Genomic DNA, 15673 nt, shown 5'->3' with positions numbered 1-15673 from the left:
CTAAATTTGCAAGATTAATTTGCCTGAAAAAGAATAAATGTCAGAAATTCAAAAGACTTCAACAGAAAATTGGTTTGCCTCTTGGTTTGATACCGAATATTATCACATTTTATACAAGGAACGCAACGATGAAGAAGCGCAATTGTTAATGGACAATTTGACTCACTATTTAAACCTTCCAGAAGACGCTAAAATCTTAGACTTAGCTTGTGGAAAAGGTCGTCATGCGATTTATTTAAACTCTTTAGGCTTTGATGTTACAGGTGCTGATTTATCTGAAAATAGTATTAAAGAAGCATCTGAATTTGCTAATGAGAAACTGCATTTCAAAGTGCACGATATGCGCGAAACGTGTAACGAAAAGTACGATGCGATTTTCAATTTATTCACCAGTTTTGGCTATTTTGAAGACGATGCCGACAATTATAAAACCATCAAAGCCATTCACAACAGTTTAACCGAAACAGGTTTTGCAGTAATCGATTTTATGAATGTGGATTATGTTTTGGAAAATTTGGTTGCCGATGAAGTAAAATCGGTAGACGGAATTGATTTTCACATCAAACGTTACTTAAAAGACGGACACATTTACAAAGAAATTGATTTTGAAGATAAAGGCGAAAAGTTTCATTTCACCGAAAAAGTACAAGCACTTCGCTTAGAAGATTTCGAAAAAATCATGGAAGAAGCCGGCATTTATCTTTTGGATATTTTTGGCGATTATAAATTGCGAAAATTCTTTAAAACACAATCAGAACGTTTAATTATGATTTTTAAATAATGCAATATATCATCACCTTTTCAGCCGTTATTTTAGGGTTTTTAATCGCTTTGTTTTTAAAACCCCAAAAGAAAAAAAACATCAAATTATTGTTGGCATTCAGTGGTGCGTTTTTATTATCGCTTACCGTTTTGCATTTACTTCCCGAATTATTTAGCGAAGGACATAATCACGTTCACGAAGGCGAAGAAACACATGCCACGTTACCGGTTGGTGTTTTCATCATGATTGGAATTTTATTCCAAATCTTACTAGAATTTTTCTCAAAAGGTGCTGAACACGGTCACGTTCACGTACATACCGATGAACATAACGAATTGCATCACATTCCGTGGTTGTTGTTTATTAGTTTGTGTATTCACGCCTTGTTAGAAGGTTTCCCAATTCACGAAAACAACAATTTAGCTTATGGAATTGCGGTTCACCACTTCCCTATTGCCATTATTTTGACCTTGTTTTTCGTAAATGCGAAGATGAATAAAATGATGATTTTTGCTTTTATGTTTTCATTCGCATTAATGACTCCACTTGGAACGCTATTAGCCGAACAAATGCATTTTGCCCAACATTATTCAAAAGAAATTTCGGCTGTGGTAGTTGGGATTTTATTTCATATTTCGTCTACTATTATTTTTGAAAGTAACGAAGGCCACAAATTCAATTTGGCAAAAATTACCATGATTGTCTTTGGTTTTGTATTGGCTTACATTATTGAAATGGGGCATTCGCATTAAAAATTTAAAAGGCTTAAAACATAAGTAGTTTTTAATTAAATTTGAAGAACATTTAAAACATTTGATATGGGATTATTTTCTGCGCTACTTGGCAATGCAGGTGCTGTAAATCAAGAAACTTTAGTGAAAGATTATGGCAAATTATTAATCACGGGTGAAGAAATCGAATTGGGTTTTAAACTTATCCGAGATACTTTTAATTTCACCAATAAACGATTAATTCTAGTTGAAAAACAAGGAATTACAGGTAGCAAAATTGAATATAAATCCATTACTTACAAAAGCATTTCACGTTTCAGTGTAGAAACAGCAGGCACTTTTGACCTAGAAGCCGAATTGAAAATTTGGGTTTCAAGCGAAGCTCATCCGAGTATTGTGAAACAATTTAATAAATCAGTTAATGTGTATGATGTGCAGAATGTATTGGCGCATCACGTTTTAAAATAATCGCATGAACTTTACCAAAACCACTGAACAAGCTTCCAAATACGAACATTTAGAAAAAATGTCGGTTACTGATTTGTTGACGAATATCAACAACGAAGATAAAACCGTTCCTTTAGCTGTTGAAAATGCATTACCACAAATTGAAAAATTAGTGACTGAAATCGTTTCTAAAATGAAACAAGGTGGTCGTTTGTTTTACATTGGTGCTGGAACTTCTGGTCGTTTAGGAATTGTAGATGCATCGGAATGTCCGCCTACTTTTGGAGTTCCGTTTGATTTGGTAATTGGAATTATTGCTGGTGGCGACACTGCCATTAGAAAAGCAGTAGAATTTGCCGAAGATGATAAAGAACAAGCTTGGAAAGATTTACAACAATGGAATATCAATGAAAATGATGTAGTTGTTGGAATTGCCGCTTCGGGAACTACGCCTTATGTGATTGGTGGATTAGAAATGTGTAATCAAAACAATATTAGCACAGGAAGTATTAGTTGTAATGCGGAAAGTCCATTATCCAAAACCGCTAAATTCCCGATTGATGTAGTAGTTGGACCTGAATTTGTAACGGGAAGTTCTCGTATGAAGGCTGGAACCGCTCAGAAGTTGGTTTTAAACATGCTTTCGACTGCAACTATGATTCAGTTAGGTAAAGTAAAAGGCAACAAAATGGTTGATATGCAATTAAGCAACACCAAATTAATTGATAGAGGAACGAGAATGATTATGGATGAAATTCCAGTAAGTTATGAAGAAGCCAATCAATTATTACAAACACATGGAAGTGTTAGAAATGCAGTAGATTTTTACAATAACAACAAATAAAATATACCATGAAACAATTATTTTTAATCGTAGCAATATTCGGTTTTTCGATATCTTTTGCTCAAAAATTAGAGTATACAGACGGTAAAATTTTTCAAGATGGAGAACAATTGTCTTCATTTGAAACAAAGAACCTAATGAAAACCGATTTAAAAGCATTGCATTTATTTAAAAAAGCTAAAACTAAAGAATCTCTTGGTGGTTTTTTACTTGGTTTAGGTATTGGTGGAACAGTTGCAGATTTAGCTATGGGATTAACATCTGATGTAAAATATCCTACTGCATTAACTTATGCTGGAGTTGGATTAATGGCAATTTCAATTCCTATTCTATCTGGAAGAAAGAAAATGGTACAAGAAAGTGTTGATATTTATAATGCTGGGCTACAAGAACAAAAGAAAACATTAGGCGATAATTTTGAATTGAATATTGTAAATAATTCTAATGGAGTTGGACTTCGAATTAATTTTTAAGAAATGAAAAAAATATTTTTCTTACTGACGTTTTTCACAACCACATGCCTATTTTCTCAAGAATTAATCTATAAATCGGGTGGTAGAATCTTTAGTTCAGAAGGACAAAAAATGAAACCTTCAGAAGTTAGAGAACTTTTAAAAACCCAACCTGGGATGCTAGAATTTTACAACGATGGAAGAAGCAAAAAAACATTAGGAAACATATTATTCTATGGTAGTTTTGCTTTATTTGCTGCAGATTATTTAACAATTTCAGGAGCAGAAGACACTTATCCAAAAGCAATGACATATGTTGGGATAGGTACATTTTTGCTTTCTTTTCCAATAAAAATGGGCTACACTAAAAAAATAAAAATGGTAGTTCAAGATTATAATAAAGAAATAAATAACAAAGATAACGGACTCACTATAGAATCTATTCAATTTGTTACAAATCAAAATGGTGTTGGATTACAAATCACTTTCTAATGGCAACTGATAAAAACATATTAGCAAAAGGCATAAAATATCTCTCAGGTGCTTTGCCTTTATTATTTCTTGGACCTGTAATTATCAACAGTGCTTTTAAAAACCAAGAAAGCCCATTGTATCCTTATGTTTTAGGATTAGGAATTATAATTGCATTAGCGGCTATGTTTTTAATTTTTAAGGGAATTACTACTCTAGTAAAAAGTATGTTTGATGGAGACAAAAACACAAATACATAATATGAAATCTATTTTTATTTTATTTTCGGCTCTACTTATGGTTTCTTGCTACAATCAAGAACGCAATTGTACCGATTTTAAAACTGGTAAATTTACTTCAGAAACTGAAATTGAAGGCAAAAAATACACCAGTACTTTTGAACGAAACGATTCGATTCAGATAGAAACATACGAAGGAAAAATAGACACTTTTAAAGTACGATGGACGAACGATTGCGAATACATAATGCAAAACGTACATCCAAAAAACAGAGAAGAGAAAAAAGCAGTTCAAATGAAAATTTTGACAACAAACGGAAACTCATACACTTTTGAATATTCATTTGTTGGAGATTCAAAAAAACAACGCGGCACTGTAACAAAACTAAACTAGTTAACGTATAATTAGTTTTAAAACTAAAACAAAAAAATGGAAGTATTTTTAAATCCCGATGCATGGATAGCACTGTTAACCTTAACCTTCTTAGAAATCATTTTAGGTATCGATAACATCATTTTTATTTCGATTGTTACCGGAAAATTACCTCAAGAAAAACGTAAAAGGGCAACCCGAATTGGATTATTCTTAGCCATGTTTATGCGTATAGCCTTGTTATTTGGGATTACCATTTTAATTGCTATGAAAGCGCCATGGTTTAGCTTTGATTTTGGATGGTTCTCAGCCGAAATTACTGGACAAGCTCTGATTTTATTATTAGGAGGTTTGTTCTTAATTTATAAAAGTACTAAAGAAATCCACGAAAAAGTAGACCATAAAGGCGAAGAAGAAAAAGAATTAAAAACTTCTGCAACCAAATCGTTTGCAAGCGTAATTGGTCAAATTTTATTAATCGATATCATTTTCTCTGTAGATAGTATCTTAACTGCGGTAGGTATGACGAATGGAATCGAAGGTGCGTTAGTAATTATGATTACTGCAGTTGTTATTTCTGTGGGAGTTATGATGTTATTTGCGGTTCCTGTTGGGAATTTTGTAAATGCAAATCCTTCTATTCAAATACTAGGTTTAGCTTTCTTAATCTTAATTGGATTCATGCTAATTACAGAAAGTATGCACTTATCACACGCTGAATTAGCAGGACAACACGTTGGAGCTGTTCCAAAAGGTTATTTGTATTTTGCAATTGCTTTCTCGCTAGGCGTTGAATTCATCAATATGAAAATGCGTAAGAAAAATTAATTATAAAATTATTATATAAAAAATGTCCCGATATTTTCGGGACATTTTTATTTATAGAATATGAGTGTTAAGATAATCCAGTAATCACACCGTTATTATCAATGTCAATTCGTTCTGCATTTGGAACAGCTGGTAAACCAGGCATTCTCATTACTTCTCCTAACAATGGCACAATGAATCCAGCGCCACTTGCAATTTCAAATTCACGAACGGTAATATCAAAATTAGCAGGGCGACCAATTAACTTTTCATTGTCTGAAAAACTCGCTGGCGTTTTGGCCATACAAACCGAAAAATGACTAAAACCTAAATCGTTAATCATTTTTAACTGTGATTTTGATTTTGGAGAAAACTCTACTGAATTCGCACCATAAATTTCTTTCGCTACTACATTAATTTTATGTTCGATACTGTCCGATGGTTGATATAAAGGTTTATAATTGGCATTACCTTTATTAATTTCATCTACCACTTTTTCAGCCACTTCCGCCGAACCTTTTCCACCATGAACAAAAGCTGTACTTACAATTGCTGTAACTCCTTTATTGGCACATAATTCTTTCAATTTATCATATTCTGCTTGTGTATCATCTGGAAAAGCATTCACACAAACCACTGGATTAATGCCAAATTTTTGAATGTTTTCAATATGCTTTTCTAAATTACAGAAACCTTTTTCAATCGCACTTACATTTTCAGTTTTGAAATCTTCTGCAGCTAATCCGGCATGATGTTTAATGGCACGAATAGTTGCTACTAAAACTACAGCATCTGGTTTTAAACCACTTTGTTCACATTTGATGTGTAGAAACTTCTCTGCTCCTAAATCAGCACCAAAACCAGCTTCTGTTACTACGTAATCTCCTAAAGACAATCCCATTTTTGTTGCAATAGCTGTATTTGTACCTTGCGCAATACTTGCAAATGGTCCGCCATGTAAAATTGCTGGATTTCCATCGATGGTTTGGACTAAATTGGGCTTAATCGCATCTTTCAATAAGGTTGCCATTGCTCCTACTACATTCAAATCTCTAGCAAAAATAGCTTTTCCGTCTAACGTTTTTCCAACGAATATATTTCCTAATCGGAATTTCAAATCTTCTAAATCTTTTGCCAAACATAAAATTGCCATCACTTCTGATGCAGGCGTAATATTAAAACCATCTTCACGCATGGTTCCATTAGCTTTCGCTCCAACACCAATAATAATCTGACGAAGTGAACGATCGTTCATGTCCATCACGCGTTTCCATGCAATAGATTTTGGGTCGAGATTTAATGAATATTTCGTGTTTTGTAAATTATTATCAATCACTGCCGATAACAAGTTATTCGCTTTTTCAATTGCCGAAAAATCGCCTGTAAAATGTAAATTGATGTCTTCCATCGGCAATACTTGAACATAACCACCGCCAGCTGCTCCACCTTTTAAACCGAAAACAGGTCCTAATGAAGGTTCGCGTAAAACAGCAATTGCTCTTTTACCAATGTAATTCAATCCATCAGTCAAACCAATTGACATCGTAGTTTTTCCTTCCCCATATTTGGTTGGTGACATGGCTGAAACTAAAATTAGTTTCCCTTTTGGATTTTCTTGTTGTAAGTGTAACGGTAATTTGGCTTTGTACTTGCCATAATATTCTAAATCGTCTTCTTCAATATTGATTTTTTTGGCGATTTCTTTTATGTGAGACATCGTTGCATTTTGAGCAATTTCAATGTCTGATGGAAAATTTGACATTAGTTGTTGTGTTATAATTGGTATTCGAAATTAGTATTATTTGGTTGAAAAAAACACGACAAAAATCATGTTTCTAAAAAAACCTGCAAGACAAAAATAGTCTCGCAGGTTGTGGTTATTCTAAGGAAAGTGTTATCTGTCCGTCGTCATCTAATTCTATGTTGAAATCGGTTATATCAGCGCCTTCACTTTCATCAGTAGCATCTGGTTGCGCTTCAGGTTCTTCCAAAATTTCTTCATAAGGTAATGGATCTAACAAGTTTATCTGTTTCAACTTGTCAGTAGTTAATTGGTTACCCAAAGCTTTTATTCCTTTTACTGCAATAAATTGTTCTAAATCAACGATTTGATTTTCTTTTTGAACTCCTTTTACTTTGGCAAAAATAACCTCAGCAACCGGACGCCAATCGGTAGAAACAATTTCTAATTGCGATTTTTCGTGTTCGGTAATGAAAATTTCTTCTTTATTTTCGTTTTCAACCAAGAAACGTTTTACAAAATAACGTTCTTTTTCACCATCGTAATAAATACACGAAACTGGTTTATTTGGATTCCATTTTTCCAACACAATCATGTCTTCGTCAAAATGTGTGGTTAATTCTGGAATAATAGTTTTTAGTTTTCCGGATTGATTCACAATCAACAAACGATCATTTGGTCGGAATTCGCCTAACAACTCACCTCTTCCATCGACATTTAAGCGTTGTACCGTATCATCAAACCAAACTTTTCTTGGTCGTAAAGTCGAAATTCCTTTCTCTTTTAACTCGATTTTTTTGATTGGATATTTGGTTACCGTATTTCCACGTGAAGCTCTTCCTTTGATAGCAATATCTGAGAAATCAACATCCCATTTCAGTTTTTTCACGCTTCCTACTTGGCGTAATAAAATCGTAACTACTTCGGCTTCTCCATTTGGATTGGCAGAGAAATACGACACCATTGAACCTGGTTTTTCTTGAGTTAAATCATAAAATTTATCACGAGTTACACCTGAAACATTAAAACGTTTGATAAAAGTGGAACCGTTTTTACCATCACGATACATCATGTTGTAAATGGTTCGCTTGTCGTTTTTATCAAAAACAGCGATGTGAATAATGTCTTTTCCAACGAATTTTTTATCATCTACTTTCGCTACCATCATTTTTCCATCGCGAAGGAAAACAATTACATCGTCGATATCCGAACAATCAGCAACGTATTCATCTTTCTTTAAACCTGTTCCAAAGAAACCTTCTTCACGATTTACATAAAGTTTTGTGTTACGTAAAACCACTTTCGTAGCTTCAATATTATCAAAACTTCTTAATTCGGTTTGGCGTTCGCGTCCTTTTCCGTATTTGTCTTTTAGTTTTTGGAAGAAATCAATTGTATAATCAATAATATGGTCTAAATGATATTTCACTTGTTCCATTTCGGCTTCCAATTTCGAAATCGCTTCATCCGCTTTATCCGAGTCGAAACGTGTAATACGAATCATTGGAATTTGTGTTAATTTTTGCAAATCATCATCGTTAATTTCACGAACAAATGATTTTAAAAACGGCTCAAATCGGTCATACATATATTTGTACAACGATTCTCTGTCGGAATACAATTTGAAGTCGATGTACATTTCTTCACGAATGAAAATCTTTTCTAACGTAGAGAAATGCCATTTATTTTCTAACTCGTCTAACTGAATTTCTAATTCGCGTTTCAGTAAATCAACCGTTCGGTTAGTCGAAATTTTCAACATATCAGAAACACCGATAAACAACGGTTTGTGGTTTTCAATCACACAACCTAACGGCGCCACCGAAGTTTCACAAGCCGTGAATGCATACAAGGCATCAATTGTTTTATCAGGTGAAACACCAGCTGGCAAGTGAATTAAAATTTCAACCTCAGCTGCGGTATTGTCTTCAATTTTCTTGATTTTTATTTTCCCTTTTTCGTTGGCTTTCAAAATACTATCAATCAATGTTGACGTATTGGTTGAAAACGGAATTTGGGTAATTACCAAAGTTTGTTTGTCTAATTGACCAATTTTTGCACGCACACGCACGCGTCCACCACGTAATCCATCATTATAATTAGAAACATCAGCAATACCTGCGGTTGGAAAATCGGGATATAAGGTAAAAGGTTTCCCTTTTAATATTTTGATAGACGAATCTATTAATTCGTTAAAATTGTGAGGTAACACTTTGGTCGATAAACCTACGGCAATACCTTCTGCGCCTTGGGCTAACAGTAATGGAAACTTCACCGGAAGATTAATCGGTTCGGCACGACGACCATCGTATGACATTCCCCATTCGGTGATTTTTGGCGAATACAATACATCGTGACCAAATTTTGAAATTCGGGCTTCGATGTAACGGGAAGCTGCGGCACTATCTCCTGTTAAGATATTTCCCCAGTTTCCTTGCATGTCGATGATTAGGTCTTTTTGCCCAATTTGCACCATGGCGTCACCAATACTCGCATCTCCGTGTGGATGATACTGCATCGTATGCCCAACGATATTCGCAACTTTATTGTAACGCCCATCATCTAACTCTTTCATGGAGTGCATAATACGACGTTGCACCGGTTTAAAACCGTCTTCAATCGCTGGAACTGCACGTTCTAGAATTACATACGAAGCGTAGTCCAAAAACCAATCTTTGTACATTCCTGTAACTTTGGTAATGGTGTCTTCTGGGTTTTCGTTGTTTTCGTAAAAATGATGTCCTGTTGAAACACGAATATCGTCAAAACCTTCCTCGTTAGTAGATTGGTCTTGATTATCGAAATTTTCGTCTTCGTTTGGAATGATGTTATCTTCTTCTTCGTCTTTCATTTTTATGCTGAATTATTTTCAGTATGTTTTAAAAACTTATTTTTTCAATTTTGGTAATGTTCTATAAATTCTCTCTATTTCAGAAAACTCATCTTCTGTCATTTTACCTGAGTGATCGTCATTTATAAAATATCTAATTCCAACATTGTACAAAAACATTCTCATGTCGTCATAACAATAGTATTTTGCATTTCCTAAACTTTCAGAATGATTGAAATCATCACAATCTAAACACATTTCGATTGAACCTAAAGTTTTGTTCACTTTATCTTTAAAAAAGATTGCATGTCTCGGATTATAACATTCTGAAGGACTTTGTTCAGATTTACAAGAATCCTTAGTTATTAAATTAAATAACTCCAATTTTTGTCTATCATTTAACTTTATATTCTCTTTGATAAAATCATTTGATATCTGAACATCTGAATTAAAATTAATATCTTTTCTATATCCTTTAAACATTTCAACCGTTGTTTTATTCAAAAAAGAATAAACTTCAACTGAAGTGATATTTTCATACTTAAATTTCATTGAACCAGAAAAATCATGTTCTTTTTCTTTTATTTCAATATCGGAAATTTTATTATCCGATTTCACTTCATTTTCTTTACATGAAATGAATATCAGAATTAATAAAAAAGTATATAATTTCATTTGTTCACTTTTAATTAGATTCATCTTGAACACTAATTCTTCTCCACAACATCCAACTCCACTTTCAAATTGTTGATGATAAACTCTTGTCGGTCTGGGGTGTTTTTACCCATGTAGAACTCTAACAAGGTTTCAATTGAAGTGGCTTTATCTAACATAACAGGATCTAATCGAATGTCTTGCCCAATGAAGTGTTTGAACTCATCTGGCGAAATTTCTCCTAATCCTTTGAATCGGGTGATTTCTGGTTTTGGTTTTAGCTTTTCAATGGCGTTTACTCGTTCTTCTTCGCTATAGCAATAAATCGTTTCTTTTTTATTTCTCACACGGAACAAAGGTGTCTGTAAGATATACAAATGGCCATCTTTTATCAACTCAGGGAAAAACTGCAAGAAAAACGTAATCAACAACAAGCGAATGTGCATTCCATCGACATCGGCATCGGTTGCAATTACGATATTGTTATAACGTAAATCGCCCATATCTTCCTCGATGTTTAATGCGGCCTGTAATAAATTGAATTCTTCGTTTTCGTATACAATTTTCTTCGTCATCCCATACGAGTTCAAAGGCTTACCACGTAAACTGAAAACCGCTTGCGTATTTACATCACGACTCTTCGTAATCGAACCCGAAGCCGAATCCCCCTCGGTAATAAAAAGCGTACTTTCTAAACTTCTTGGATTTTTAGCATCGGTTAAATGCACACGACAATCGCGTAATTTTTTATTGTGAAGACTGGCTTTTTTAGCTCGGTCTTTGGCTAATTTTCTAATTCCTGAAAGCTCTTTACGTTCGCGTTCGGCTTGTAAAATCTTACGTAATAACGCGTCGGCAACTTCTGGATTTTTATGTAAAAAATTATCTAACTTCGTTTTGATGAAATCATTCACAAACGAACGCACCGAAGGCCCATTCGGACCAATATCGGTTGAACCTAATTTGGTTTTGGTTTGCGATTCAAAAACAGGTTCTTCAACCTTAACCGAAACCGCTGAAACAATCGATTTACGAATATCAGAAGCTTCAAAAGGTTTGTTGTAAAACTCTTTGATGGTTTTTACAATCGCTTCACGAAAAGCGCCTAAATGTGTTCCTCCTTGTGTGGTATTTTGTCCGTTGACAAACGAATGATACTCTTCTGAATATTGCGATTTACTGTGAGTAATCGCTACTTCGATATCGTCGCCCAACAAATGAATCGTTGGATACACCATATCGTCTTCATGAATCGCTTCTTCTAATAAATCTTTTAAACCGTTATCTGAAAAATACTTTTCGCCATTGTAATAAATGGTTAATCCCGTATTTAGATAACAGTAATTTTTGAGCATCTTGATGATGTACTCATTTCGGTATTTGTAATTCTTGAAAATCGCTTCATCGGCAATAAACGAAACCTTAGTTCCTTTACGCTTGGTTGTTTCTTGAACGTCTTCTTCTAAAGTTAGATTTCCGGCAGAGAATTCCGCTGCTTTTTGTTGGTTATCACGTACCGATTCTACACGAAAATAATTGGAAAGGGCATTTACAGCTTTTGTACCGACACCATTTAAACCTACGGATTTTTTGAAGGCTTTGGAATCGTATTTTCCACCCGTATTCATCTTGGAAACTACATCAACGACTTTTCCTAACGGAATGCCTCGACCATAATCGCGCACCGTAACGAGTTTGTCTTTGATGGTAACTTCGATGGTTTTTCCTGCACCCATGACAAATTCATCAATACAGTTATCCAATACTTCTTTTAATAAAATATAAATACCATCATCGGGCGAAGAACCATCACCTAGTTTTCCGATATACATACCGGGACGCATACGAATGTGTTCTTTCCAATCGAGGGAACGTATATTGTCTTCGGTATATTGATTTTGCTCTAACATAGACAGATTTTGGATTTTGTGCAATATAGCACATATCTCCAAAGATTGGAAGCCAGAAACCGAGAAGTTATTGACAAAATATGGTTAAGAAGATAGAAAAAACAGGAAAGAAAAAAGACTTTCTAACTACTCATAATGTCTAAAAATCCCACTATCAGAAATCGTCCAAAGCGCGGCTTTTTGATTGGCTGCTTTTAAGGCTTGATTTGCCCAAGAATTACAAGTATAAAATAGCGAATAACTTCCGTTGGCTTCATAAAAAACATCGTGTTTTCCGTAAACGGCATCGGTTTCTATTTTTAAAAATTTTCCTGATTTGGTTTGGAAAGATTCATTAATAAACAGAATCAACTTTTTGTAATTATCGGAAGAAATTTGAAGTTTCTTACAAGAGTTACTTTCTTTCAAATCTTTGTAAAACGTTACATGCATTGCCGTTGCACTCAATCCTGAAGCGGCTTTTAAAGCCGTACTTGCTTTCAAATCTGCCCAAGTAGGAGTTTCTAAATAAAAACCTTTATCCCCCCAACCTAAAGCTGCATATTGATACGTGGAATCTTTTGCTTTGGTGTGTTCGGGTTTGAGTTGGTTAGTCCAATCGTAGTGTTCGCTTTTTAAAGGCAAAACAACATCGGTGTGAACACCATTAGTTAAGATGTAAATTGGAATTTCTTTACGACTTTTCACCAAACCATCATTCACAGAAACAAACGACAACAAAGTTACAATGAGCAAATAAGTCATCAATGACAACACAAAAATTGCAGTGTATTTCAGAAGTTTTTTGATAATTCTCATAGCTTTTTATTTAAACAAGTAATTACTTTCGTACTCAAAACCTTCTTTTCGTAATAACTTTCTAAAATCGGCACGAGTTGGCGTTAAAACAACATGAAGTGTGTCTTTTTCTTTCATTTCGGTTGCAAAGGGAATTTTTAATTCAGTCTTTAACTTTGTAAAATCTTTTTTAGTTCCAAGTTGGATGTGTCTTGCTCCAATAGTGGATAATTTCAAAATACTGGTTTGGTATTTTCCATCCACTTCCTTATTTAAAACTAACGAAGATTTATATTGTTTGGCGATTTCGTTTTCGGCAAAAGAAAAAATAGTATCCAAACGTTCTATTTCAAAAGCAATTGTATCTCCTTTAATGAATGTTTTATAGGCTTTGTTTTCTGATTTGTCGTAAACTTGATTGTTTCGCAATTCAAAATCTGGAATAGAATCTAATTCTGATTTTAAAGCGGTTAAAGTTTCTATTTCTAGAATGTAAGCACATTTGGGTTCCACTACTAAACGATGTGAATAATCCATCGTATACGTTCGAACAAACTTCTTTGGAAACACTGTTATCTCATCCACATTTGTGGGTTGGGCTTCAGAAAAATAAATAAAACTGTTGTTCAATCCTGAATCTTTACAAGAAAACAATGTAAATGCAAATACGGCTATAATAAGATATTTTTTCATGGTAGTTTGTTTTGTAGGAAAATATCAAATGTTATGCCACAAAAAAACCGCTGAATTACTTCAACGGTTTTATCTTTTTATTTCACTATAAACTATAATCCAAATGACCATTGAATTAATAAAGTCAGTGTATTTGTTTTAATTTCTTGATTACTATAACCATCAGCCAAAAGTCTTGATACAGAATTATGAAAACCTAAATTATCTCTTAATTCAACAATTAAATAATTTTTATCTTTAATTTTAAATTCTTTACCTATGGAAAATGTTAAACCATAATCTTGATTATCCATACCAGAAACCATTGGAAAGTTATCATTAGGGCTCCCATAATATGTCCAAGAAGGCGAGACTTCTGTTTTTTCTTTTTGAGAAAGCATTTTAGCAACATAAACACCGCTCTTAACAAAAAAAGGGTTTTTATTACCTATTTTGTACTTCAGAGTAATTGGCAATGTTATAAAATTAAACGAATTTTTTGTTATTCCGTGATATTTTTCATCTTCTCCAGGAATTCCATCTTGACTCATTGGAGTATAAACAAAATCATAAGAATAATTTACTTGCTTCTTTTCGAAAATTAAATCTGTTGATAAAGAAAGCTTTTCTGAAATTTTATATTCAAAATTCAAACCTATTGCATATCCAAAATTTGAATCTACATCATCCAAAACCTCACTTCCTCTCAACGAATAATGATTTACTCCAGAATGAATACCCAATCTAACCTTTTCTTGAGAGAATACCGAATTAAAAACAAGAATTATTAACAGTAATAAGACTCTCTTCATATTTACACATTAAAACGGAAATGCATCACATCACCATCTTTAACAATGTATTCTTTTCCTTCTACTCTTAATTTTCCGGCTTCTTTTACTTTAGCTTCTGAACCGAAATTTGAGAAATCTTCGAATGCAATAACTTCTGCACGGATGAATCCTTTTTCGAAATCGGTGTGGATTACTCCAGCTGCTTTTGGTGCTGTATCTCCGATGTTGATTGTCCATGCGCGAACTTCTTTAACACCAGCTGTGAAATACGTTTGTAATTTTAATAATTTGTAAGCTGCACGAATCAACACTGCCGAACCTGGCTCAGTTAATCCCATATCTTCAAGAAAAACTTGACGCTCTTCGTAGCTTTCTAATTCAGTAATATCAGCTTCTGCTCCTACTGAAAGAATGATTACTTCAGCATTTTCATCTTTTACTAATTCACGAACTTGGTCCACATATTTATTTCCGTTTACTGCCGAAGCTTCGTCTACATTACAAACATATAAAACTGGTTTTGTAGTGATTAATTGGAATTCTTCCATCATATCTACCTCATCTTGATTCTGAGGAATTACGGTACGAGCTGATTTAGCTTCCATTAAAGTCTGACGAATTCTATCTAACAACGCTTTTTCAGCTTGTGCTTCTTTATTTCCAGTTTTTGCCGCACGATTGGTTTTTTCCAAACGTTTTTCAACTGTTTCTAAGTCTTTTAATTGCAATTCGATATCGATGGTTTCTTTATCGCGAATTGGATTTACATTACCATCAACGTGCACGATATTATCGTTATCAAAACAACGTAAAACGTGAATAATTGCATTACATTCTCTAATATTTCCTAAGAATTGATTTCCTAAACCCTCACCTTTACTTGCTCCTTTTACTAAACCTGCAATATCTACGATATCAACTGTTGCCATTTGAACACGCTCTGGTTTAACCAATTCCTCTAAACGAGCAATACGTGGATCTGGAACGTTTACTACACCAATATTTGGCTCAATAGTACAAAACGGAAAGTTTGCACTTTGCGCTTTAGCGTTTGACAAACAATTAAATAAAGTTGATTTTCCAACGTTTGGTAATCCTACAATTCCTGCTTTCATTTTAAATGTATTTTTAAAAGTGCGCAAATATACTTTAATCCTGATTAGTATCA

The 15673-nt window shown here is 33.9% G+C and carries 17 protein-coding genes; 9 read left to right on the top strand and 8 right to left on the bottom strand.

Annotated features, from left to right (window positions below):
- The first annotated feature begins 37 nt into the window (after positions 1 to 37).
- The 9 genes from OJ995_RS08365 to OJ995_RS08325 all read left to right on the top strand — a co-directional run bounded on the left by OJ995_RS08365 (position 38) and on the right by OJ995_RS08325 (position 5148).
- A complete protein-coding gene (locus OJ995_RS08365; RefSeq protein WP_264369005.1) occupies positions 38 to 781 on the top strand; it encodes an SAM-dependent methyltransferase in 744 nt (247 codons plus the stop codon).
- A complete protein-coding gene (locus OJ995_RS08360) occupies positions 781 to 1515 on the top strand; it encodes a ZIP family metal transporter (protein WP_133607760.1) in 735 nt (244 codons plus the stop codon). Before OJ995_RS08365 ends, OJ995_RS08360 begins: the two co-directional genes overlap by 1 nt.
- A gap of 66 nt (positions 1516 to 1581) precedes the next feature.
- Positions 1582 to 1962 (top strand): PH domain-containing protein, encoded by a 381-nt coding sequence (locus OJ995_RS08355; RefSeq protein ID WP_264369004.1) that lies wholly within the window; start codon positions 1582 to 1584, stop codon positions 1960 to 1962.
- A 4-nt stretch (positions 1963 to 1966) separates the two neighbouring features.
- The gene (murQ, locus tag OJ995_RS08350) at positions 1967 to 2785 is read left to right on the top strand and encodes an N-acetylmuramic acid 6-phosphate etherase (protein WP_264369003.1); all 819 of its coding nucleotides are present in this window, start codon (positions 1967 to 1969) and stop codon (positions 2783 to 2785) included.
- A gap of 8 nt (positions 2786 to 2793) precedes the next feature.
- Entirely contained in the window at positions 2794 to 3258 is a 465-nt protein-coding gene (locus OJ995_RS08345; RefSeq protein WP_264369002.1) for a hypothetical protein, read from the top strand.
- 3 nt (positions 3259 to 3261) lie between these two features.
- Positions 3262 to 3729, top strand: a complete 468-nt coding sequence (locus tag OJ995_RS08340; RefSeq protein ID WP_264369001.1) for a hypothetical protein — start codon at positions 3262 to 3264, stop codon at positions 3727 to 3729.
- Positions 3729 to 3968, top strand: coding sequence for a DUF6095 family protein (locus OJ995_RS08335; protein WP_264369000.1), 240 nt, complete (start codon positions 3729 to 3731; stop codon positions 3966 to 3968). The genes OJ995_RS08340 and OJ995_RS08335 overlap by 1 nt, the downstream gene beginning before the upstream one ends.
- 1 nt (position 3969) lies before the next feature.
- The gene (locus tag OJ995_RS08330; RefSeq protein ID WP_264368999.1) at positions 3970 to 4341 is read left to right on the top strand and encodes a DNA topoisomerase IV; all 372 of its coding nucleotides are present in this window, start codon (positions 3970 to 3972) and stop codon (positions 4339 to 4341) included.
- A gap of 36 nt (positions 4342 to 4377) precedes the next feature.
- On the top strand, positions 4378 to 5148 hold the full coding sequence (locus OJ995_RS08325; RefSeq protein WP_264368998.1) for a TerC family protein: 771 nt from the start codon (positions 4378 to 4380) through the stop codon (positions 5146 to 5148).
- 67 nt (positions 5149 to 5215) lie between these two features.
- Here OJ995_RS08325 and OJ995_RS08320 read toward each other — a convergent pair whose 3' ends face one another.
- From OJ995_RS08320 to ychF, 8 genes are all read right to left on the bottom strand, one after another.
- Complete coding sequence (locus OJ995_RS08320) at positions 5216 to 6889, bottom strand: formate--tetrahydrofolate ligase (RefSeq protein ID WP_264368997.1); 1674 nt, start codon at positions 6887 to 6889, stop codon at positions 5216 to 5218.
- Between the two features lie 115 nt (positions 6890 to 7004).
- Positions 7005 to 9719 carry a DNA gyrase/topoisomerase IV subunit A gene (locus OJ995_RS08315; protein WP_264368996.1) on the bottom strand — a complete coding sequence of 905 codons (2715 nt, stop codon included), beginning with the start codon at positions 9717 to 9719 and terminating at the stop codon, positions 7005 to 7007.
- 36 nt (positions 9720 to 9755) lie between these two features.
- Complete coding sequence (locus OJ995_RS08310; RefSeq protein WP_264368995.1) at positions 9756 to 10373, bottom strand: hypothetical protein; 618 nt, start codon at positions 10371 to 10373, stop codon at positions 9756 to 9758.
- A 32-nt stretch (positions 10374 to 10405) separates the two neighbouring features.
- Positions 10406 to 12262, bottom strand: coding sequence for a DNA topoisomerase IV subunit B (locus OJ995_RS08305; RefSeq protein WP_264368994.1), 1857 nt, complete (start codon positions 12260 to 12262; stop codon positions 10406 to 10408).
- Positions 12263 to 12388: 126 nt separating this feature from the next.
- Entirely contained in the window at positions 12389 to 13060 is a 672-nt protein-coding gene (locus tag OJ995_RS08300; protein WP_264368993.1) for a TIGR02117 family protein, read from the bottom strand.
- Positions 13061 to 13066: 6 nt separating this feature from the next.
- Positions 13067 to 13732 (bottom strand): hypothetical protein, encoded by a 666-nt coding sequence (locus OJ995_RS08295; RefSeq protein ID WP_264368992.1) that lies wholly within the window; start codon positions 13730 to 13732, stop codon positions 13067 to 13069.
- Between the two features lie 92 nt (positions 13733 to 13824).
- Complete coding sequence (locus OJ995_RS08290) at positions 13825 to 14523, bottom strand: porin family protein (RefSeq protein ID WP_264368991.1); 699 nt, start codon at positions 14521 to 14523, stop codon at positions 13825 to 13827.
- A 2-nt stretch (positions 14524 to 14525) separates the two neighbouring features.
- Complete coding sequence (ychF, locus tag OJ995_RS08285; protein ID WP_264368990.1) at positions 14526 to 15620, bottom strand: redox-regulated ATPase YchF; 1095 nt, start codon at positions 15618 to 15620, stop codon at positions 14526 to 14528.
- Positions 15621 to 15673 lie beyond the last annotated feature (53 nt).

It is taken from the genome of Flavobacterium lacisediminis (genome assembly GCF_025909975.1).
GTDB classification, from domain to species: domain Bacteria; phylum Bacteroidota; class Bacteroidia; order Flavobacteriales; family Flavobacteriaceae; genus Flavobacterium; species Flavobacterium lacisediminis.
The sequence above is the reverse complement of the archived record's forward strand: the minus strand, read 5'-3'. Positions and strand labels throughout refer to the sequence as shown.

Bases quoted from the DNA above. Each gene is read 5' to 3' on its own strand.
- ychF (WP_264368990.1), bottom strand. From the start codon at position 15,620: ATGAAAGCAGGAATTGTAGGATTACCAAACGTTGGAAAATCAACTTTA.
- OJ995_RS08305 (WP_264368994.1), bottom strand. From the start codon at position 12,262: ATGTTAGAGCAAAATCAATATACCGAAGACAATATACGTTCCCTCGAT.
- OJ995_RS08365 (WP_264369005.1), top strand. From the start codon at position 38: ATGTCAGAAATTCAAAAGACTTCAACAGAAAATTGGTTTGCCTCTTGG.
- OJ995_RS08315 (WP_264368996.1), bottom strand. From the start codon at position 9,719: ATGAAAGACGAAGAAGAAGATAACATCATTCCAAACGAAGACGAAAAT.
- OJ995_RS08330 (WP_264368999.1), top strand. From the start codon at position 3,970: ATGAAATCTATTTTTATTTTATTTTCGGCTCTACTTATGGTTTCTTGC.
- OJ995_RS08295 (WP_264368992.1), bottom strand. From the start codon at position 13,732: ATGAAAAAATATCTTATTATAGCCGTATTTGCATTTACATTGTTTTCT.
- OJ995_RS08345 (WP_264369002.1), top strand. From the start codon at position 2,794: ATGAAACAATTATTTTTAATCGTAGCAATATTCGGTTTTTCGATATCT.
- OJ995_RS08355 (WP_264369004.1), top strand. From the start codon at position 1,582: ATGGGATTATTTTCTGCGCTACTTGGCAATGCAGGTGCTGTAAATCAA.
- OJ995_RS08360 (WP_133607760.1), top strand. From the start codon at position 781: ATGCAATATATCATCACCTTTTCAGCCGTTATTTTAGGGTTTTTAATC.
- OJ995_RS08320 (WP_264368997.1), bottom strand. From the start codon at position 6,889: ATGTCAAATTTTCCATCAGACATTGAAATTGCTCAAAATGCAACGATG.
- OJ995_RS08290 (WP_264368991.1), bottom strand. From the start codon at position 14,523: ATGAAGAGAGTCTTATTACTGTTAATAATTCTTGTTTTTAATTCGGTA.
- murQ (WP_264369003.1), top strand. From the start codon at position 1,967: ATGAACTTTACCAAAACCACTGAACAAGCTTCCAAATACGAACATTTA.
- OJ995_RS08310 (WP_264368995.1), bottom strand. From the start codon at position 10,373: ATGAAATTATATACTTTTTTATTAATTCTGATATTCATTTCATGTAAA.
- OJ995_RS08335 (WP_264369000.1), top strand. From the start codon at position 3,729: ATGGCAACTGATAAAAACATATTAGCAAAAGGCATAAAATATCTCTCA.
- OJ995_RS08300 (WP_264368993.1), bottom strand. From the start codon at position 13,060: ATGAGAATTATCAAAAAACTTCTGAAATACACTGCAATTTTTGTGTTG.
- OJ995_RS08325 (WP_264368998.1), top strand. From the start codon at position 4,378: ATGGAAGTATTTTTAAATCCCGATGCATGGATAGCACTGTTAACCTTA.
- OJ995_RS08340 (WP_264369001.1), top strand. From the start codon at position 3,262: ATGAAAAAAATATTTTTCTTACTGACGTTTTTCACAACCACATGCCTA.